17 protein-coding genes are annotated in these 20,366 nt (G+C 72.8%); 7 read left to right on the forward strand and 10 right to left on the reverse strand.

Annotated elements, in window-relative coordinates; genetic code table 11:
• Positions 1–147 precede the first annotated feature (147 nt).
• Together JIW86_RS14145 and JIW86_RS14150 are read right to left on the reverse strand one after the other, a co-directional pair.
• The gene (locus JIW86_RS14145) at positions 148–3,051 is read right to left on the reverse strand and encodes a putative bifunctional diguanylate cyclase/phosphodiesterase (protein ID WP_416237563.1); all 2,904 of its coding nucleotides are present in this window, start codon (positions 3,049–3,051) and stop codon (positions 148–150) included.
• Positions 3,052–3,333: 282 nt separating this feature from the next.
• Positions 3,334–4,281, reverse strand: a complete 948-nt coding sequence (locus tag JIW86_RS14150) for a 2-hydroxyacid dehydrogenase (protein WP_257554033.1) — start codon at positions 4,279–4,281, stop codon at positions 3,334–3,336.
• Between the two features lie 72 nt (positions 4,282–4,353).
• Between JIW86_RS14150 and JIW86_RS14155 the strand changes: the two genes are divergently transcribed.
• The 3 genes from JIW86_RS14155 to JIW86_RS14165 all read left to right on the forward strand — a co-directional run bounded on the left by JIW86_RS14155 (position 4,354) and on the right by JIW86_RS14165 (position 7,007).
• Positions 4,354–5,361, forward strand: coding sequence for an aldo/keto reductase (locus JIW86_RS14155; protein ID WP_257554034.1), 1,008 nt, complete (start codon positions 4,354–4,356; stop codon positions 5,359–5,361).
• A 170-nt stretch (positions 5,362–5,531) separates the two neighbouring features.
• On the forward strand, positions 5,532–6,782 hold the full coding sequence (locus tag JIW86_RS14160; protein WP_257554035.1) for a PQQ-dependent sugar dehydrogenase: 1,251 nt from the start codon (positions 5,532–5,534) through the stop codon (positions 6,780–6,782).
• A 33-nt stretch (positions 6,783–6,815) separates the two neighbouring features.
• Positions 6,816–7,007: a DUF6191 domain-containing protein gene (locus JIW86_RS14165; RefSeq protein ID WP_374199210.1), complete on the forward strand. Its 192-nt coding sequence runs from the start codon at positions 6,816–6,818 to the stop codon at positions 7,005–7,007.
• Here the strand turns inward: JIW86_RS14165 and JIW86_RS41690 are convergent.
• From JIW86_RS41690 to JIW86_RS14200, 6 genes are all read right to left on the reverse strand, one after another.
• Positions 6,967–10,035: a helix-turn-helix transcriptional regulator gene (locus tag JIW86_RS41690; RefSeq protein WP_322975523.1), complete on the reverse strand. Its 3,069-nt coding sequence runs from the start codon at positions 10,033–10,035 to the stop codon at positions 6,967–6,969. The two genes, JIW86_RS14165 and JIW86_RS41690, sit on opposite strands and share 41 nt — an antisense overlap.
• Positions 10,036–10,115: 80 nt before the next feature.
• Entirely contained in the window at positions 10,116–10,283 is a 168-nt protein-coding gene (locus JIW86_RS14180) for a hypothetical protein (RefSeq protein ID WP_215140153.1), read from the reverse strand.
• Positions 10,284–10,462: 179 nt separating this feature from the next.
• Positions 10,463–11,041: a hypothetical protein gene (locus tag JIW86_RS14185; RefSeq protein WP_215140154.1), complete on the reverse strand. Its 579-nt coding sequence runs from the start codon at positions 11,039–11,041 to the stop codon at positions 10,463–10,465.
• Positions 11,042–11,120: 79 nt separating this feature from the next.
• Positions 11,121–11,675 (reverse strand): GNAT family N-acetyltransferase, encoded by a 555-nt coding sequence (locus JIW86_RS14190; RefSeq protein ID WP_257554036.1) that lies wholly within the window; start codon positions 11,673–11,675, stop codon positions 11,121–11,123.
• A gap of 21 nt (positions 11,676–11,696) precedes the next feature.
• Positions 11,697–13,937, reverse strand: a complete 2,241-nt coding sequence (locus tag JIW86_RS14195) for an MMPL family transporter (RefSeq protein ID WP_257554037.1) — start codon at positions 13,935–13,937, stop codon at positions 11,697–11,699.
• A gap of 120 nt (positions 13,938–14,057) precedes the next feature.
• Positions 14,058–14,528 (reverse strand): signal peptidase I, encoded by a 471-nt coding sequence (locus JIW86_RS14200; protein ID WP_257554038.1) that lies wholly within the window; start codon positions 14,526–14,528, stop codon positions 14,058–14,060.
• Between the two features lie 60 nt (positions 14,529–14,588).
• On the opposite strand from JIW86_RS14200, the gene JIW86_RS14205 reads away from it, so the two are divergent.
• Entirely contained in the window at positions 14,589–15,383 is a 795-nt protein-coding gene (locus tag JIW86_RS14205; protein WP_257559316.1) for a GNAT family N-acetyltransferase, read from the forward strand.
• 46 nt (positions 15,384–15,429) lie between these two features.
• On the forward strand, positions 15,430–15,930 hold the full coding sequence (locus tag JIW86_RS14210) for a DinB family protein (RefSeq protein WP_257554039.1): 501 nt from the start codon (positions 15,430–15,432) through the stop codon (positions 15,928–15,930).
• Between the two features lie 42 nt (positions 15,931–15,972).
• On the opposite strand, the gene JIW86_RS14215 is transcribed toward JIW86_RS14210, so the two are convergent.
• Entirely contained in the window at positions 15,973–16,707 is a 735-nt protein-coding gene (locus tag JIW86_RS14215) for a siderophore-interacting protein (RefSeq protein WP_257554040.1), read from the reverse strand.
• A gap of 159 nt (positions 16,708–16,866) precedes the next feature.
• Here JIW86_RS14215 and JIW86_RS14220 point away from each other — a divergent pair, with 159 nt between their 5' ends.
• Both JIW86_RS14220 and JIW86_RS14225 read left to right on the forward strand, forming a co-directional pair.
• Positions 16,867–18,894, forward strand: coding sequence for a penicillin acylase family protein (locus JIW86_RS14220; RefSeq protein WP_257559317.1), 2,028 nt, complete (start codon positions 16,867–16,869; stop codon positions 18,892–18,894).
• Entirely contained in the window at positions 18,891–19,490 is a 600-nt protein-coding gene (locus tag JIW86_RS14225; protein WP_257554041.1) for a GNAT family N-acetyltransferase, read from the forward strand. Before JIW86_RS14220 ends, JIW86_RS14225 begins: the two co-directional genes overlap by 4 nt.
• On the opposite strand, the gene JIW86_RS14230 is transcribed toward JIW86_RS14225, so the two are convergent.
• Positions 19,468–20,274: an alpha/beta fold hydrolase gene (locus JIW86_RS14230; protein ID WP_257554042.1), complete on the reverse strand. Its 807-nt coding sequence runs from the start codon at positions 20,272–20,274 to the stop codon at positions 19,468–19,470. The genes JIW86_RS14225 and JIW86_RS14230 overlap by 23 nt on opposite strands.
• Between the last annotated feature and the right edge of the window lie 92 nt (positions 20,275–20,366).

Below are 20,366 nucleotides of genomic sequence, written 5' to 3' on the forward strand. Positions count from 1 at the left end.
AACCCCTCGTGCCGGGAGGCAAGCGAGGGGAGCGCGTCGGGTTCGTTGAGCGGGGACATGCTGGCCCCTGCTTCAGCCGACGCGCTTTCCAAGTACGAGAATTCGGGTGCGCATGGCACTGACCCTCCCTCCGGCGGGAGGGTGATGTCAAGTAGGTGGGACGGGCGTCTCATTATGTGAGCCTCTGTGGATGGCCATCGATCCCCCGGACGAACCACCGGCCAGGGCGGGCTGCACCGCACCACCCGGTACGGGGAACGTACCGCGCACGAGCGCCCGCCGCAGCCTGTATTCATCGAGTGGCCCGGAGAAGGCCATCCCCTGGCCGTGGGTGCACCCCATGGCGCGCAGGGCCATGACCTGCTCGGGCAGATCCACCCCGTCGGCCACCGATTGCATGCCCAGGTCGTTTGCGATCCGCAACAAACCTGCGGTGATCTTGTGCAGGCGGGCGGACTCCACGACGCCCTCCACCAGGCCGCGGTCCAGCTTGAGCATGTCCACCGGGAGGCGGCGCAGGGCGCTGATGGCCGCATAGCCGCTCCCGAAACCGTCCAGCGCGATGCCCACCCCGAGCCGGTGCAGGGCCGTCAGGCGGCGTTCCAGATCGTCGAAGGGCACTCTGGGGTCGGATACGGCGAGCTCCAGGACCAGGGCTCCGGAGGGCAGCCCGTGCCGGGTCAGCAGCGCCTCCACGGAGCCGAGGGGCACGGCGCGGTCGAGCAGCCGCTGGGCGGTCATCCGCACGGCCACGGGTACGCCGTGCCCGGCCCGGTGCCGGTCGGCGGCCTGTTCCACGGCCTGCTCCAGCAGCCAGCGCCCCAGCTCGGCGCTGCGGGTGCTGGTGCCCGCGGCGAAGCCGGGAGGGGCATCCGGCCCCGTGGCGGCGGCGCCCTCGCTGTACTCGGCCACCCGGAGGAACTCCGCCGGGGTGAAGAGGATCCCCTGGGCCGAGCGCCAGCGGGCCTGCGCGACCACGGTGGAGACCTCGCCGGTGGCCAGCGAGACCACGGGCTGGTGCAGCAGCGCGAACTCCCCCTCGTGGAGCGCGGTCCGCAGCCGCCCCGCCAGCTCGGCCTTCCGTACGACCTCGGCCTGCATCTGCGGGGCGTACAGCTCGACGCGGTCCTTGCCTCCGGCCTTGGCCCGGTACATCGCGAGATCCGCGTTGCGCATCAGGTCCGAAGGGGTGATGCCGGGGTCGGCGAAGGCCACACCGATGCTGGCGGCGACCCGGACCTCGCTGCCGGCGATCCGGTACGGCTGGGAGAGCGTGGTGCGCAGCCGGTCGGCGATCTCGTGCACCTGGTACTCGCGGGCGCTGCGGTCGCGGCTGCCGTCGCCCAGGATCAGCGCCGCGAACTCGTCGCCGCCGAGGCGGGCAGCGGTGTCCCCGGCCCGGACCGAGTCCTGGAGCCTGTGGGCGGCCTCGACGAGCAGCTCGTCACCGGCCTGGTGGCCGATGGTGTCGTTGACCGCCTTGAAGCCGTCGAGGTCGATGAAGAGGACGGCGGTGCTGTGGTCGCCCGCGCGCCGGCCGGTCAGCGCCTGGCGGACGCGGCGGGTGAACAGGGCCCGGTTGGGCAGGTCGGTGAGCGGGTCGTGTTCGGCGCTGTGCTGGAGCTGCGCCTGGAGGCGGACCCGCTCGGTGACGTCCCGGCTGTTGAGGATGAGTCCGCCCTGGTGGCGGTTGACGGTGGACTCCACGTTGAGCCACTCGCCGCCGCCCGATTTGAAGCGGCATTCGATGCGGGTGGTGGGTTCCTCGGTCGGCGGAGCGGCGAGGAAACGGCGCACCTCGTGGACCACTCTGCCGAGGTCGTCGGGGTGGATCAGGGTGGCGAGCTCGGTGCCGACCAGCTCCTCCGCCTCGCGGCCGTAGACCCCGGCGGCGGCGGGGCTCACGTACCGCAGGGTGCCGGTGGGTGCGGCGATCATGATGACGTCGCTCGAGCCCTGGACCAGGGAGCGGAAGTGGTTCTCCTTCTGGGCCAGTTCCTGGGTCAGCGCGATGTTGTCGAGGAGCATGATGCCCTGGCGGATGACGAGGGCGAGCACGACGGTGCAGCCGGTGAAGACGACCATCCGGTCGACCTTCCGGCCGTCCACGACGTTGTAGAGGATGCCCAGGGTGCACACGGCGGCCGCGAGGTACGGGGTGAGGGCGGGCAGCGACCCGGTGATGGGGCGGCTGTGCGGCCTCTCGACACGCCGGGGGCCGACGGGCTCCGGTCCCGGATGGAGGCGCCGGGCACCCCAGGGCGCGTACGCAAGCAGCAGCGACCCGACGAACCAGCCGGCGTCGAGCAGCTGGCCGGACTGGTACTCCGCGCTCAGCAGCGGTGAGGTGAACAGCGCGTCGCTGAGAACGGTCAGGGCGAGCGCGGCGATGGCGGTGTTGACGGCCGAGCGGTTGGTCTCGGACCGCCGGAAGTGCAGGACCAGGACCATCGAGACCAGCGCGATGTCCAGGAGCGGATAGGCGAGGGAGAGGGCGGCGCGCGGGACGCTGCCGGGGGCGCCGGACTGCGCGGTCCGCGCCGCGTGGGCCAGCGCCAGGCTCCAGGAGAGGGTGAGCAGGGAGCCGCCGATGAGCCAGGAGTCGAGCCCGAGGCAGACCCAGCCGGCGCGGGTGACCGGGCGCTTGGCGAGGACGAGCAGGCCCACGATGGCCGGCGGGGCGAAGCACAGGAAGGCGAAGTCGGCCAGCGAGGGCTTCGGCACGTCCTGGCCGAGGATCACCTCGTACCAGCCCCAGACGGCGTTTCCGGAGGCGCCCATGAGGGAGGAGAAGGCGAAGAGCAGCCAGGCGGGACGTTCGCGGCTGTCGATCGCCCGCGCGTAGGAGAAACAGGAGACCGCGGCGAGTAAGCCCGCCGCGCTGAGCCCGAAGTCACCCATGATCTCGGCGACTTCCTCCGACCCCCAGTTGAGGGCGGCGCCGACGGCGTATCCCCCGCTGACCAGCGCGAGGAGCACCTGCATGACCAGGCCCCTGCCTCCGCCCGACAGGGACGGACGGTTCAGGAGCGCCGCCCCCGGGGCACTCACCGGACCCCCTCGCCTGCTGGTTCCGGTGCAGCCCCGTCTCGGCAGCGCCGCCTCCGGCGGCTCTGCCGCGTCGGATCCTTCGTCCATTGGCCGTGCATCGCCCGTCGCCCCCCAAAGTGTCCGATCACTCCCCAGCGCCAGACTTTCGTGGCGCAGCCCCTTCTTCCGGACGATACACCACTTTCGTCACTCAGGGACATACCTTCTCTACACTCCGTTACCACGCGGGGAGTTGTGCCCACTGAGCGCATCCGGGTGATTGCGGAGCGTGTGCGCCGGGGGTCAGGTGGTGATCAGCACCGTGTGCTCCACGGGCTCTCCGGCGGCGAACCGGGTGAGCTGGCGCGCCAGCATGCGCTTGGCCCGTGGCTCGAAAGCCGTGCTGCTGCCGCCGACATGAGGCGTGATCAGAACATTCGGAGCATGCCAGAGCGGGTGGCCTGCGGGCAGCGGTTCCGGGTCGGTCACGTCGAGCGCCGCGCGCAGTCGGCCCGACTCGACCTCGGCCAGCAGGGACTTGGTGTCCACGACGGGACCGCGCGCGACGTTCACCAGCAGGGCCCCGTCCTTCATGCGGGCGAGGAACTCGGCTCCGGCCAGCCCGCGGGTGCTGTCGGTCAGCGGGGTCGTGAGGATCACCACGTCCGCCCGCGGCAGGAGTTCGGGCAGCTCGGCCAGGGCGTGGACGGGTCCGCGCGGTGCGGTGCGCGCCGAGCGTGCGACGCGGGTGATCCGCTCGCATTCGAAGGGCACGAGCCGGTCCTCGACGGCCGAGCCGATCGCTCCGTAGCCGATGATCAGTACGGACTTGTCGGCGAGGGCGTCGTAGACCCCGAACAGCCATTCCTCGCGGTCCTGGCCGCGGACCATGCCGGGGATGCCGCGCAGGGAGGCGAGGGTCAGGGTGAGGGCGAGCTCGGCGGTGCTCGCAGTGTGGACCCCGGCCGCGTTGCACAGCCGTACTCCGGGGCGCAGGTCACCGACGGCGCCGAGGATGTGGTCCATGCCCGCGGTGAGGGTCTGGACGACCTGGAGGGCGGGCATGGCGGCCAGCGGGCGCGCGGTGACCTCGGAGGGCTGCATGTACGGGGTGACGTAGAAGACACAGTCGGCCGGATCGGCCGGGAAGACGTCCTCCCCGTCCCACAGGCGGTACCGGAAGGAGTCGGGCAGACCGTCGATCTCCTCGGCGGGGAACGGGAGCCAGACGTCAGGGGTCTTTACAGTCATGATCACGAGGCTATGCCAAGCGTCCGGATCCAGCCGTTAGGTTGAGTGCCGGACCGGGAGGAGGACGCACGGGTGGAGCGCAGGTCGATCGGGGCGGGGGCGCTGTCGGTGGGCGCCGTCGGGCTCGGCTGTATGCCGATGAGCTGGGCGTATGCGCCTTCGCGGCGGCGGGGGCAGGAGTCGCTGGCGGCGGTGCACACGGCGCTGGACCTGGGGTCGAACCTGCTGGACACGGCTGATCTGTACGGGCCGTACACCAATGAGCTGCTGCTCGGGCGGGTGCTGGCGGAGCGGCGCTCGGAGGCGTTCGTCTCGGCCAAGGTCGGGCTGCGGGCGGGCGACCAGCACGTGGTGGCCGACGGGCGGCCCGGATATCTGCGGCGCGCCTGCGACGCCTCGCTGCGGCGGCTGCGGACCGATGTCATAGACCTCTACCAGCTGCACCGGGTGGATCCGGACGTGCCGGTGGAGGAGACCTGGGGCGCGATGGCGGAGCTGGTGGGCGCGGGGAAGGTGCGGGCGCTCGGCTTCTGCGCGCTGGGGGCCGGGGCCGGGCCGGGGGCCGGGCGGCGCGGGGACCGGGCGTACGGGACGACCGTGCGGCATCTGGAGCGGGCGCAGCAGGTGTTCCCGGTGAGCGCGGTGCAGGCGGAGCTGTCGGTGTGGTCGCCGGAGGCGGCCTGGCAGCTCCTGCCGTGGTGTGCGGCGCGCGGCGTGGGGTTCCTGGCGGCGATGCCGCTGGGCAGCGGGTTCCTGACCGGGACGCTCACTCCGGGTGAGGGGTTCGAGTCGCAGGACGTACGGGCCCGGCATCCGCGGTTCACGGCGCACGCGATGGCGTCGAACCAGGAGCTGGTGGCGGGGCTGCGGCGGGTGGCCGGGCGGCACGGGCCCGGTGTCACGGTCGCGCAGGTGGCGCTGGCCTGGGTGCTGGCGCAGGGGCCGCAGGTGGTTCCGGTGCCGGGGGCCGACCGGGCGCGGTGGGCGGCGGAGAACGCGCGGGCCGCGGAGGTCCGGCTGACGGCCGGGGACCTGGCCGAGATCGCGGCTCTGCCGGCCGCGGTGGGAGCCTGGGACTGACCGGGGACTGACGAAGGACTGACCGGGCACTCGCCGGGCCCGATCGGGCCTGATCGTGCCTGGGGGCACAACCACTCGATCGGGTGTACGAGTGATGGAACTTCGGGAACCTCCGCGGCTGTTGAGTCTGATGAAAGGGCAGGATCGGACGACCGGAAGGGAGCAGGGCGATGCGATACGGAAGTTCTCGCGGGCGGCAGGTGGGGTACGAGGCCCTGGGCGCGCGGCGCCGGGGCGTGCTGGCGGCGGTGGCGCTGGCCGGCTGCGGCGCCCTGCTGGCGGCGGGATGTTCGCCGTCGGGCGGGCCGGGCGCGGGGCCACGGGCGGAGCCGGGGAGCTCTCCACCGGGCACGGCCGCCAAGGGCTCGGGGTCAGCCGGCCAGTCGGGCAGTCCGTCCGCCTCGCCGGAGGCCGCCGGCCCGCCGGCCAAGGGCGCGGTGACGGTGACCGGCGAGGTCGCCAAGGGTCTGGAGTCCCCGTGGGGCGTGGCCCCGCTGCCCGACGGGGACCTGCTGGTGGCCTCGCGGGACAAGGGGACGATCAGCAGGGTCGCGGTGGGCTTGGGCGCGGTGACGCAGATCGGCAAGGTGCCGGGGGTGGCTCCGGGCGGGGAGGGCGGGCTGCTGGGTCTCGCGCTGTCACCGTCCTTCGCCTCGGACCGGCTGGTGTACGTGTACTTCACGACGGAGTCCGACAACCGCATCGCCCGGATGCGCTATGACGAGCAACGGCCCGCCGGGCAGCAACTGGGCGCGCCGGACACGGTGTTCCGGGGCATCCCCAAGGGTCTCGTCCACAACGGCGGCCGGATCGCGTTCGGCCCGGACAAGATGCTCTACGCCGGGACGGGCGAGACCGGTGACACCGGGCTCGCGCAGGACAAGAAGTCGCTGGGCGGCAAGATCCTGCGGATGACCCCGGACGGGGATCCGGTGCACGGCAATCCCGAGGCGGATTCGGTTGTCTACTCCTACGGGCACCGCAATGTGCAGGGGCTCGCGTGGGACAAGGACAAACGGCTCTGGGCGGCGGAGTTCGGCCAGAAGGCCTGGGACGAGCTGAATCTGATCGAGCCCGGGGCGAACTACGGCTGGCCCGAGGCCGAGGGGAAGGCCGGCAAGCCGGGGCTGCGGGATCCGGTGGCCGTGTGGACGACCGATGAGGCCTCCCCGAGCGGGATCGCGTGGGCGGAGGGGTCGGTGTGGATGGCCGGGCTGAAGGGGAACCGGCTATGGCGGATCCCGCTGGCCGGGGCGGAGCCGGTGGCCGAGCCGGAGGCCTTCCTGGAGGGGAAGTACGGGCGGCTGCGCTCGGTGGTGGCGCTCGGCGGGGACAGATTGCTGCTGGTCACGAGCGAGACGGACGGGCGCGGGTCGCCGGAAGCGGGCGACGACAGGATCCTGACACTGACGGTGCGGTGACCGGCATGTCCCCGCTGGGGGGCGAAAGGTGTGGTGGACGCGGTGTTCAACATGATCGAGGAGCTCTTCAACCCGGGACGCAAGCACACGGACGAGGAGAAGAAGCGGCTGGAGCTGTCCCGGGTCGACGTCAATGACGGGGACCCGGGACGGGGGCCGATAGACCTGGACTCCGGCCAGGTGCTCATACGCCTCGACGAGCGGGCTCCGGCTGACGGGGACTGACCGGCCCCGGAGGGGCGAAGAGCCGCAGCCGGTGGGCGAGGGCGGCCGCCTCGCCACGGCCTGCGACCCCCAGCTTGGCCAGGATGTTCGAGACGTGGACGCTCGCCGTCTTCGGGGAGATGAACAGCTCCTCGGCGATCTTGCGGTTGGTGCTGCCGGCAGCCACCAGGCGCAGGACGTCCCGCTCGCGGCTGGTCAGGCCGAGCGCCTCCACCGGGTCGGCGTCCGCCACGGGCGGGGCAGGGGGTGTGTCTGCGGGGGTCAGCGGGAGCCGGGCGCGCTGTGCGAGCAGGGCCAGGTCCTCCCGCAGCCGGCGTGAGCCGAGCCCGTCGGCGGTGGCATGGGCGTCGCGGATCAGGGCGGCCGCGGACTCCCGGTCGCCACCGGCGGCCAGCAGCGCCTCGGCGAGCCGGTGGCGGGCGCGGGCCAGCAGGTACGGGCGCTCCAGCGGGCGGACGGCCGCTTCCACGGCGGTCCAGTCGGCGACGGTGTCCCGGTCCTGCGCCCGCAGCAGCTCGGCCCGCAGGTACTCGGCGTGGGCGGCCCACACCGGTACCGGGGTGGCGAGGTGGCGGGCGGCGGTGCGCAGTACCTCAAGCGCGGCGTCCCGGCCGGTGTCGGCGGCGGGGAGGCCCCGGGAGTCCGCCTCGGCCGTGGCGGCCGCGAGCAGCAGCGGCCAGGCGTAGCGGTGCTGCCCGAGGGCGAAGCCGTAGTCGACGGCGGCGGCGACCTCGGCGCGGACGTCGGCGATCCGGCCCTCCCCCGCGGCGATCCCGATCGCGAGGCGGTACATCGGTATCCGGTGCTGGGGCTGGGTCTCGTGGGTGCCGAAGTGGGTGTGGGCGGCGGCCAGCTGGTGGGCCGCCTCGGTCAGCTCGCCCCGGGCCAGGGCCAGGTAGGCCAGCCGTGCGGAGGCGGATCCGCGCGGGGAGGCGCTCTGGCCGACGAGCAGGGTGCGGCGGGCCTGCTCGGTGGCCTCGTCCCAGCGGCCGAGGCTGTAGAGACTCTCCGCCATGTTGCCCCGCGCCCATGCCTCGGTGTCCAACAGCCGTGACTTGCGGACGAGTTCGGCCGCCTGTTCGGCCAGCTCCACCGCTTCCCGTGACCGTCCCATGCTCTCCAGCTGAGAGGTGAGATTGATATGTGCACGACCCGCGAGCATCGTGAGTCCGAGTTCGGTGGCCCGGTCCTTGACCGCGTGCAGCTCGGTGAGGCCCGCCTCGGAGGTGTCGGCGTCGGTGAGGAGACAGCCGACCGTGATCCGGGCGTTGAGCTCCACGTCCTCGGCGCCCACCATCCGCGCGTAGTCGACGGCCCGTTGGGCAGCGACGAGGTTGGCGGGGCCCGGGTTGTGGAGCATGCCCCAGCCCGCGGCCCGGACGAGGACCTCGGCGTGCACCTGGGACGGGGGCAGCCCCTGGACCAGTTCCTGCGCCTTGGCGATCTCCTCCCAGCCGTCGCCGCGGCCGAGGCCGGCCACCAGCCGGGAGCGCTCGGTCCAGAACCAGGCGGCCCGCAGCGGGTCATGGCCGTCGTCCAGCGTTCTCAGGGCCATCTTGGTGATCTTCAGGGCGCGTTCGCGCTCCCCGCCGTAGCGGGCCGCCACGGTCGCCTCGGCCAGCAGGTCGAGCCGTTGCAGCGGGGTGGTGGCCGGGTCGCAGCCGCACGGCGGGTACACGTCGGTGTAGTCCGCCGGGCGCAGCGCCTCGCGGACCTCCTCCGGGGTGCTGTCCCACAGGTCCATGGCCCGCTCCAGCAGGCGCAGCTGCTCGGAGTAGGCGTGCCGGCGGCGGGCGGCCACGGAGGCGTCGAGTACGGCGGGCAGTGCCTTCGACGGGTCGTTCGCCTGGTACCAGTAGTTGGCCAGCCGGATGACCCGCTCCTCGGCGCGGATCAGGGACTCGCCGGCCTCCAGGGCCTCGGCGTAGTGGCGGTTGAGGCGGGAGCGCTCGCCGGGCAGCAGGTCGTCGCTCACGGCCTCGCGGACCAGGGAGTGGCGGAAGCGGTAGCCGTCGCCGTCGGTGGTGGCGAGCAGGATGTTGGCGCCCACGGCGGCCCGCAGCGCCCCGATGAGCTCGTCCTCGGTGAGCCCGGCGACGGCCCGCAGGAGCGGGTACTCGACGGTGGAGCCGCCCTCGGCGACGATGCGCACCACGCGCTGGGCCTCGTCCGGGAGGACCTCGACGCGGACGAGGAGCAGGTCCCTCAGGGATTCGGTGAGTCCGGCGCGGCAGCCGCTCGCCTTGGAGGCGACGAGTTCCTCTACGAAGAAGGCGTTGCCGTCGGAACGCTCGAAGACGGAGTCCACGAAGTCCTCGTCGGGCTGCGAGGCGAGGATCCCGGCGAGCTGGCGGCGCACCTCGGCCCGGTTGAAGCGGGGCAGCTCGATGCGCTGGACGGTGCGGAGCCGGTCCAGTTCGGCGAGGAGCGGGCGCAGCGGGTGGCGGCGGTGGACGTCGTCCGCGCGGTAGGTGGCGACGACGACGAGCCGGCCGCTGCCGAGGGTGCGGAAGAGGTAGGAGAGCAGGTGCCGTGTGGAGGTGTCCGCCCAGTGCAGGTCCTCCAGGACGAGGACGACGAGGCGTTCGGCGGCGAGCCGTTCCAGCATCCGGGCCGTCAGTTCGAACAGCCGGGCGGTGCTCTCCTCGTCGTGCGGACCGCGGGGGGTGTCGCCGAGTTCGGGGAGGATCCGGGCGAGTTCGTCCTCCTGGCCCGCGGCAGCGGCGGCGAGCTCCTCGGGGAGCTCCCGGTGCAGGGTGCGCAGGGCCGTCGAAAACGGGGCGAAGGGAAGCCCCTCCGCCCCGATCTCCACACAGCCTCCGACGGCGACCACGGCGCCGCGGCGGGCCGCTTCCCCGAGGAACTCCTCGGTGAGGCGGGTCTTGCCGACCCCGGCCTCTCCGCCGATGAGCATCGCCTGGGGCTCCCGGCCGGCGGCGCGGGTCAGTGCGTCGGTGAGCAGGGCCAGTTCGTCGGCTCGGCCGACGAACACCGGGCTGACAGATCTGGTCTCCACGTCGCCGAGCATCGCACAGACGCCCTGCTCAGCGGCACTCGTTATCGGTGCGCTTCTCATCACGTGTCAGTTCACGCGGGTCGCGGCGCGGGTTACGCGGCGCGGGCGAAGCGGCTCCGGAGTCCTGTCACCGGCCCTTCGGGATCCTGGCTCCGCGAAGAGGCGCGGCGCGCCTTCTTGGCCTCCCGTACCAGGCGGTACTCGTCGGCCTCGCGGATGAGGTCGGCGCGACGGGCGGCTGCGATCTCGTACTCGAACATCTCGTACTCCCTGGTTGCGTTGCTCGGGCACCTCGTTCGGTGTGATCCAAGCTTCGCGCCCCAGGGGGTACCGGCACATCGGTCGCATGCCGCATCTGCCGGGGGCAGGGGGCCTTAGTCCGGTGCCCAAGGTCCCCGAGGCGGGCTCAGGAGACCTAAGGCAGTGCCTAGCAGCGGTCCTAGCCGGCTGCGCCGGCTGCCTTCGGGATGGCGAGGAGGAGGTCGAAGTACATGAGGACGAAGAGCAGGATGCCCAGGGCGCCCAGGGCGATGCCCGCCCAGGAGACGGACCGCACCCAGGTGGGGAGGGTGCGCTCGGGGGTGCCGAAGGCGGGCAGGGCCAGCACGAAGACGGCGATGATCAGGGCGAGGGTGGAGAAGATGCCGTTCACCAGGGCGGTGGCGTGCCACGGGCCGACGAACTGGGCGGCGATCTGGGCGTTGGCGTCGGCGGCCTGGGACAGCTCGAGGCGGCCGGTGATGCTCTTGCGCTCGGACACGATGCCGGCGACCCAGCTGCCGCTGAGGGCGACGACGGACAGACCCGCGGCGACGATCGCGGAGGCAGCGGCTCCGACGTGGCTCGGCTGCTCGTCCGCTGCCAGGTCCTCGTCGAGCGTGTCGTCGTCCAGGTCCCCGTCGGCGAGCACGGCGTCGGCCTCGGCCTCGGCGGGCTGGGGGATCTCGGCCTTCTTCAGGTCGGCCGGGGTGGTGTCCGCCTCGGAGGCGTTCGGGGCGGGGGTCTTCGTGGTGTCCATGCGGGGCACCGTAGGCGGCCTGTCTGAGAGTCTCATGAGAAATACGGCGGGCCCCGCGCAGGCGGGGCCCGGGCGCGGCTCAGGCGGGACGGGCCGCGGACCACTCGTCGGCGAGGACCGCCCAGACCTCGGTGCTCTGGCGCACGCCCCGGTGCAGGTGGTTCTCGCGCATCACGCCCTCGCGGGTCAGGCCGAGGCGCTCGGCGACCGCGATGCTCTTCTTGTTCCCGGGGGCGACGTGCCACTCCACGCGGTGCATGCCGCGCCCGTTGAACGCCCAGTCGATGAGCACCCGGCAGGCGGCGGTGACCAGCCCGCGTCCGGCGGCGGCCGGCTCCAGCCAGCAGCCGACCTCGCAGTTGCCGGCGGCGGCGTCGAAGACCGGGTAGAGCACTCCGCCGACGAGCGTGCCGCCGACCCAGATGCCGAAGAAGCGGGTGCCGTCGTTCGCGGCCTTCTCGGCGTTCTTACGGAGCAGCTCACGCGCCGAGTCCAGGTCGGTGGCACGGTCGGGGAAACCGACGAACTGGCCGATGTACTCGCGCCCCCGGTCCATGTGGGCGAGGAATTCCTCGGCGTGCCACATCTCCAGCGGCTTGAGCTGGGCGTCTTCGGCCAGGTCTATCGCGAACATGCGTGGAGTCCTTACGGCTGGTCAGCGGGACACGGGTACGGAGTCAGCCGGCTCCGCGGTGTCTTCGCTCGGCCGCTGTGCCGGAAGTTTCGCATGGGGACCGCGGTCCGGGGGCTCGATGCTGATCCGCGGCAGCCGCCGGTCGAGCCAGGCGGGCAGCCACCAGTTGGCGCCGCCGAGCATGTGCATCAGGGCGGGGACGAGCAGGGTGCGCAGCACGAAGGCGTCGAGGGCCACCGCCGCGGCGAGCGCGATGCCGAACATCGCGATGATCCGGTCACCGCTGAACACGAAGGCCAGGAAGACGGAGATCATGATGACGGCGGCCGAGTTGATGACCCGGCTGGTCTCGGCGAGGCCCACGCGCACGGCCCGCTGGTTGTCGCCGGTCTCCAGCCACTCCTCGTACATCCGGCTGACGAGGAAGACCTGGTAGTCCATCGACAGCCCGAACAGGACGGACACCATGATCACGGGCAGGAAGGGTTCGATGGGCCCGGCACTGCCCAGGCCCAGCAGTTCGCTGCCCCAGCCCCACTGGAAGATCGCCACGACGACGCCGAAGGAGGAGGCGACGGCGGCGACGTTCATGGCCGCCGCCTTGACCGGGATGCCGATGGACCGGAAGGCCAGCAGCAGGAGCACGCAGCCCAGGGCGATGACCACTCCGACGAAGAGCGGGAGCTTGCCGATGATGACCTCGGCGAAGTCGTCGTAGCCAGCCGTCACTCCGCCGACGTGGATCTCCATCGAGTTGCCGTGCCCCGCGCGCGGGATGACGTCCTCGCGGAGCGTGTCGACGAGGTCGCTCGTGGCCCGGGACTGGGGGGCGGAGTCGGGCACGACGGTGAGGACGGCGGTGTCCCCGCTCCGGTTGAGGACCGCCGGGCCCGTCGAGGCGACGCCCTTCGTCGTACGGAGCGCCTCGGCCAGCTGCTCCACTGCGACCCGGTCGCCGGCGCCGTCGAGGCGGGCGACGACGGTGAGCGGTCCGTTCGTACCGGGCCCGAACCCTTCCGCCAGCAGGTCGTAGGCCTGCCGGGTGGTCGAGGTGGCCGGGTTGTTGCCCTGGTCGGAGGTGCCGAGGTGGAGGAAGAGCGTGGGCAGGGCCAGTACCAGCATGACCCCGGTGGCGATGACGCCCAGCAGCTTGGGGTGGCGTTCCACGAAGGCGGACCAGCGGGCGGCGAAGCCGGTGGTGTGTTCCGGCCGCGGACCCTCGGCGGCGAGCCTGCGGCGCTCGCGGCGCGAGAGGGCGCGCATGCCGATGTACGAGAGGAGGGCGGGCAGCAGGGTGACCGAGGCGGCGACCGTCAGAACGACCGTCACGGAGGCGGCTATCGCGACGCCGTTGAGGAAGTTCAGCCGCAGCACCAGCATGCCGAGCAGCGCGATGCAGACGGTGGCTCCGGCGAAGACGACAGCCCGGCCGGTCGTGGCGACGGCGTTCTCGGCGGCCTCCTCGACGGGGAGTCCGCGGGCGAGGCCCTTGCGGTGCCTGGTGACGATGAACAGCGCGTAGTCGATGCCGACGCCGAGGCCGACGAGGGTGCCGAGCATCGGGGCGAAGTCGGCGACGGGCATCGCGTGGCCGAGCAGGGTGATGCAGAAATAGGCGGTGCCCACGCTGACCAGGGCGGTCGCGATGGGCAGCAGGCTCGCGGCGAGCGAGCCGAAGGCCAGGAAGAGGACGAGGGCCGCGATGGCGACGCCGATGACCTCGGCGAGGTGGGCGCTGGGGGCCTCGGTCAGGCCGATGGCACGACCGCCGAGTTCGACCTGGAGGCCGTCGGTCTCGGTGGCCGGGTTCTTGGCCGCGTCGAGGACCGCCTGGGCCCGGGCCTTGGGTACGGAGTCGGCTGGCCGGTCGAAGGTCACCACGGCGTAGGCGGTACGGCCGTCGGGGCTGATCCGCGCGGCGCTGTCGGGGCCCGGGCCGTAGGGGCCGGCGACCGATCCGACGCCGGGGAGCGCGGCAACGGCGTCGAGTGCGCGGGTCATGCGCTGCTCGACGCCGGGGGTGCGGGCGCTCTGGCGCTCGGGGGCCCGCCACACGATGGTGTCGGTGTCTCCGCCTTGGCCGTGGAAGCCCTCGCGGAGCAGGTCGTTCGCCTTGCCGGACTCGGTGCCGGGGACCTCGTAGTCGTTGGAGAACGCCGCTCCGGCGGTCCCCGCGGCTGCCGCGGTCCCCCCCAGCGCGAGCAGCCACATCAGAACGGCGAGCAGTCGGTGCCGCATGCACCACCGCGCGATTGCTGCCAACGGACGTGCTCCCTGGTGGTTCGGATCTTTACCGGGAGACAGCCCGTCGCAAAGAACACGTGAACGCGTGAAGGCCCGGCCGATGGCCCGGAGGATCGCCCCGGTTCCGGCCAAGATGGTCTACATCTCAACGATCGCAGCGTTTCGTGATCGTTGGCCCCTTTCGTGCGCATTGTCACAGGGGGCCGGGAGGTGCTCTTGGAGCCGGTCCTGGTCATCGGGCTCGTCGACCCGGTAGCCCGGGATCGAGGGCCACCGGACGGTGAGGACCACGGCGTCCTCCTCGGCGTACCAGGAGTGGTCGACGCCACGCCCCCAGAGCACGTAGTCGCCCTGCTCGGAAAGGACGACGGTCCGCCCCGGGAACTCCAGCCGGAAGCGGCCGCTGATCAGCACCAGCAGTGCGGTGCGCTTCTCCGCGGTGGCCCAGCGCTCCCGCTCCTCGCCCTTCGGGTGGACGCCCCACTTGATCTCCACGTCCTCGCTGTGACGGGGGTCGGAGGGGTCCTTGAAGTGGCCGAGGAGCCAGCCGCGGTCGGCGGCCGCGTCGGGGGTGGCCTTGCCGGTGTAGATGGTGGAGTCGTCGTTCACGGGGTGAGGCTAATGCAGTTGTGCGGCCCGGCCGGACACTGATCAGCTGGGCCGATGACCATGGATCACGATGAACTCCTGAAGGTGCGGGCCTCGTACGACGCCCGGATGCGCCGCGACGCACAGCCGGACGCGGCGCAGGCCCGGGTGGAGCGGGCGGGTGCGGTCGTCCGGCAGACCGTGCCCGGCCTCGGCTGGAACGGCGTGCTCTGGTCGGACCTCGACGAGGAGACGGCGGATGCGGAGATCGCGGCGCAGATCGCCCACTTCGCGGGGCTGGGGGCGCCGGAGTTCGAGTGGAAGCTCTACGACCACGACCGGCCCGCGGACCTCGGGGCGCGGCTGCGGGCGGCGGGTTTCGTGCCGGAGCCGCCCGAGACGCTGATGGTGGGCCGCACGGCGGAGCTCGCCCTGCTGCCGGTGGAGCCGCCGGAGGGCATCACCCTGCGGGTGGTGACCGACGAGGCGGGGGTGGATCTGATGATGGACGTCCACGCGCGGGCCTTCGGCACCGAGCGGCCGCAGATCCGGGAGCAGATGCTGAGCCTGCTGCGGGAGCAGCCGGACACCATCGCGGCCGTCGTGGCGATGGCGGGCGACACCCCGGTCAGCGCGGCTCGGATGGAGATGCGGCCGGGTATCCCGTTCGCGGGCCTCTGGGGCGGCGGCACGGACCCGCGGTGGCGCGGCCGCGGCATCTACCGCCTGCTGGTGGCCCACCGGGCCCGCCGGGCAGCGGAGCTCGGCATCCCGTACCTCCAGGTCGACGCGTCGGCGGACAGCCGCCCGATCCTGGAGCGGCTCGGCTTCGGGGTGCTGGGGGTGACGACTCCGTACGTGTGGACGGCGGGCTGAGCCGGCCGTCTTCCCCCGCACGAGGCCACGGGGCAGGATCGCCCTCATGGAACGCACGGGACCGCCCCTGACCGGCAACGAGCGCGACACGCTGCGCGCCTACCTCGACTACCACCGGGCCACCCTCGCCTGGAAGTGCGAGGGCCTGACCGACGAGGAACTGCGCCGGCCTTCGATGCCGCCCTCCACCCTCACCCTCCTCGGCCTGGTCCGGCACATGGCCGAGGTCGAGCGCCACTGGTTCCGCCGCACCCTGAACGGCGAGGAGCTGCCCCACCTCTGGTCCGACACCCACGACTTCCAGGCCGCCTACGACGCCGCCGGCGCCACGCGCGAGGAGGCGTTCACGGCCTGGGAGGCCGAGGTCGCGCACGCCCGCCGGATCGAGGCCGCCGCCGAGTCCCTCGACGTGACGGCCTTCGTGACCAGCTGGAAGGAGGAGGCCTCGCTGCGCCTGGTCATGCTCCACCTGATCCACGAGTACGCCCGCCACAACGGCCACGCCGACCTCCTCCGCGAGGCCGTCGACGGCACCACGGGCGCCTGAGCGGGACCCGGCCCGGGCGCCCCGGCCCGGTTCAGGCGCGGCTCAGGCCGCCCGCCAGTACCCCAGCGCGTTCACCCGCTGCTTGGGCAGAGCGAGTTCCTTGCGCAGGTACGCCGTCAGCGTTCGGGTCGTCGCCGTGTCACAGGCCAGCCAGACGTACGCCGACGCCGGGTCGGGACCGAGGAGCTCCGGCAGCTCGGCCTGGACCCGGTCGGCCAGCGCCGTCCCGCCCCGCGTCACCCGGCGGATGTCGTGCCGGCCGGCGTCCGCCCGGAGCGGCAACCCGGCGTCCGAGGCGTGCTGGGTCTCGAACCAGACCGTCGCCGGGGTCTGCGGGTAGGCCTCCAGCAGGGAGTTGATCGCCGGGAGCGAGGCCGGGTCCCCGATGACGAGCAGCCGCTCCGGGGCCGGCGCCGGGGCGGTGAATCCCGTCCCCTGCACGGTGGCGTCGACGGTGTCCCCGGGCCGTGCGGCACGCGCCCAGGCGCTGGCGACGCCGTCGTGCAGGGCGAACTCGAAGCAGAAGGTTCCCGCTTCGGGATCCGGGTCCACCAGCGTGTAGGCGCGCTGGTGGGGCCGGCCCGCGTCCTCGAACCACACCCGCACCCACATCGTGGGGTGCAGCGAGCCCCCGGCGGCCGCCAGCAGCCCGCCGTCGGTGAAGTACACCCGGCGGTAGTGCTCCGTGACGTCTTCCGCCCCCGTCACCGTGAAGGTGAAGTCCTTGCCCCTGAGCAGCTTGAGGACCACGCCCTCCCAGCCCTTGCCGACAGCCATGTCCAACCCCTCCCCTGACACCCCTATAGTTAGGCCAGCCTAACCTAATGCACCTTGGGGAAGAGTGTGAGCAGCGTGACCAGCGAGAGCAGTGTGAGCAGCGACGACCGAGCATCCGGCGGGTCCCACGGGAAGCACGGGTCCTACGGTACCTACGAGATCTTCCGCGACCCCTGGGGCATCCCGCACCTGCGCGCCTCCGACAACCTCACCCTCGCCTACGCCCAGGGCCGCGTCACCGCCTTCGACCGCGCCTGGCAGCTGGAGGTCGAACGGCACCGCGCCCAGGGCTCCAGCGCCGCCTTCCTCGGTGCGGACTCCGTGGCCTGGGACAGGTTCGCCCGCCAGTCCCGCCTCGACGACACCGCGCGGCGCTGCCACGAGGCCCTCGACGCGGAGACGGCCGCCTGGGTCGGCGCGTACGTGGACGGCGTCAACGACGGGCTGGCCGCGGGCGCCGCCCGCGACGAGCGCTTCGCGCGCACGGGTCTCGTCCCCGCCCGCTGGGAGCCCTGGGTTCCGCTCTCCGTCTGGACCGCCACGCACGTCCTGTTCGCCGGCTTCGCCACCAAGCTGTGGCGCGAGCGCGTGGCCCGCGCCCTCGGCGACGAGGCCGTCACCCTCTTCGCCACGGACGGTCCCGGCACCGCCGGCAGCAACGGCTGGCTGGTGCCGGGCGACCGGACCAGCAGCGGCTCGGCGATCATCGCGGGCGACCCGCACCGGTTCATCGAGGACCCGGGCGTCTACCAGCAGATACGTCTCTCCTGCCCGGACTACGACGTCCTCGGCCTCGCCGTCCCCGGCGTCCCGGGGCTCGGCCACTTCGGACACACCGGCACCGCCGCCTGGGCCATCACCAACGCGATGGCCGACTACCAGGACCTGTACACCGAGCAGCTGCGCGGGGAGGGCCCCGGACTCAAGGCGCTGGACCCGGACGGCGTCTGGCAGCCCGTCGCCCGCCACACCGAGACCATCGCGGTGGCCGATGGCGAGGACGTCGAGGTCGAGGTCCTGGAGACCTCCCGCGGCCCGGTGATCGTCAACGAAGGCGGCCAGACCCTCTCCCTGCACTACCCGCCCCGCGTCCGCCGCGACCTCGGCTTCGCCGCCCTGCCCGCCCTGCTGCGCGCCCGCACCGTCGCCGACATCGATCGCGCCCTCGACGGCTGGGCGGAGCCCGTCAACGTCGTCCACGCCGCCGACTCGGCGGGCGGGCTGCTGCACCGCGTCGCGGGCGCCGTGCCGCTGCGCGACGGCGCCAACCGGCTGCGCCCCGTGCCGGCGTGGGACCGGCGCCACGACTGGCAGGGCTGGGCCGAGACCCCCGCCGAGCCCGTGCAGGGCTTCGCCGTCATGGCGAACGCCCGCGGCATCGCCTCCCCCCTCGGCGTGGAGTTCGCGCCCCCGCACCGCGCCGACCGCATCCGCGAGCTGCTCAGCGGTTCCGCGGACTGGTCCCCGAAGGCGATGGCCGGCGTGCACGCGGACACGTACCTGGCCTCCGCCGAGCCGCTGCTCGCCCTGCTGCCCGCGCTCGACGGGCTGTCCCCCGCCGCGGCGGCCCTGCGGGCCCGGCTGCAGGCCTGGGACCGGCACATGGCGGCCGACAGCACCGAGGCCACCGTCTTCTCGGCCTTCCGGACCGCGACCGTACGCCGCCTCGCCGCCGATCCCGTCTTCGCGGAACTGGCCGGCGCCCCCACCGGCCCGGAGGTGTTCCACCCGTGGCTGTACCTGGTCCCCCGGGTCGGCTACGCCCTCGAAGGCCTGCTCACCACCTCACTCCTCCCCGGTCTCGACCGCGCCGCGCACGTCCGCGCCGCCCTCGAGGAGACGGCCGCGGCCGGCTCCCCCGACACGCCCTGGGCCGAGGTCCACCGCCTCGCCCCCTGGTCGGCGCTGCCGGACCCGGAGGCCGAGTGGCCGGGCCTGGGCGGCGACCACGACTGCGTGAACGCCACCTCCTCCGTGCCCGGTTTCACCGACCTTACCGCCCGCGCGTCGGCGGCCCGTTACGTCTGGGACCTCGCCCGCCGCGAGGACAGCCTCTGGGCGGTCCCGCTCGGCGCGGACGGTGTCACCGGCGCGCCCCACCACCGCGACCAGCTCCCCCTGTGGGCGCGGTGCGAACTCGTCCCCGTCGTCACCGACTGGACCCGCCTCAGCAAGGAATCGATATGAGCTCCGCCGTCTCCGCCAGACAGCCCGTGCACACCCACCACGTCGAGGGCTTCGGCACGGTCACCATCACCCCCGTCGACCCGGCCGCCGACTCGGCCCTGATCCACGGCTGGGTCACGCAGGAGCGGGCCCGCTTCTGGGGCATGGGCGAGGCCAGCCGCGAACTGGTCCAGGAGATCTACGAGGACGTCGACCGCCGCACCACGCACCACGCGTTCATCGTGGCCCGCGAGGGGGTGCCGGTCGCGCTGTTCCAGACGTACGACTGCGCCGAGGACCGGGTCAGCGAGTGCTACGAGGTCCAGCCTGGGGACGTCGGCGTGCACCTGCTGATCAGCCCGGGCGACGGGGCCCCCGAGCACGGCTTCAGCGCGGGCCTGATGACCGCCTTCATGGCCTACGTCTTCTCCGACCCCGCCACCCGACGCGTGATCGCCGAGCCGGACGCCCGCAACGACAAGGCCATCGCCCGCCTGGAGCGGACCGGTTTCGTGCTCGGCCCGGAGGTCGAACTCCCGGAGATCGACCTGCCCGAGGTCTACCTCCCGGCCAAGCAGGCCCGCCTCGCCTTCCTCAGCCCGCCGGAAGCTCGCTGAGGAACTCGCTCACCAGCGACGCCCATTCGGCCGGGCGCTCGGCGAAGGGGAGGTGCCCGGTGGGCAGTTCCGCGAGCCGTGCGCCCGGCAGGGCGTCGGCCAGCTCCCGCTGGAGCGCGAGCGGGACGAGCCGGTCCTCGGTCGTCGCGATGACGAGGGCCGGTACCTCGATCCGCGCAGCCTCCGCGCGCAGATCCGCCCCCCTGATCAGGTCCACGTGGTCACCGGACCCGGGCGGAATCGAGCCGGCGGTCTCCCGCACCACCCGCTCGACCTGTTCCGGGGTCAGCCCCTCCAGCGCCGCCGGGCTGAACGCGAGCGGCACCAGCAGCCGGGCCAGCAGCTCGTTCTCGCCGCGCCCCGCCAGTCCCGACCACAGGTCGCCGACCAGCTTCAGCCGGTTCCCGGCCCTGACGAAGGTGGCGGTGAGCACCAGCGCGGTCACCCGCTCGGGATACCGGGTGGCGAGGCGCAAGGCGACGTTCCCGCCGAGCGAGTACCCGAGTACGGCGAACCGCTCCAGCCCCTCGGCGTCGGCGGCGGCGACCAACTGGTCCGCCAGTTCGTCCAGTTCGAGCGGTGCTTCGGCCTTCGGCGTGCCCCCGGTGCCGGGGTAGTCGACGCCGACGACGCTGTGGGTGGCGGCGAGTTCGTCCAGGATCGCCCCGAAGTTGGACTCGACGGAACCCCCGCCGCCGTGGGCGAGCAGGAGCCCGGGGCCGCCGCTCTCCTTGCCGACGGTACGGGCGTAGGGCGCGGTGCGGGACGTGACGGTACTGCTCATGGGAGGACTCCCCTATTTCCATAGTGATCGTTACGGAAGGAACGGTACCCGATTAAACTAACGACCGCTACATAATCCTCCGGGTCGTTGCC

The organism is Streptomyces sp. NBC_00162 (assembly GCF_024611995.1).
Classification (GTDB): Bacteria; Actinomycetota; Actinomycetes; order Streptomycetales; family Streptomycetaceae; genus Streptomyces.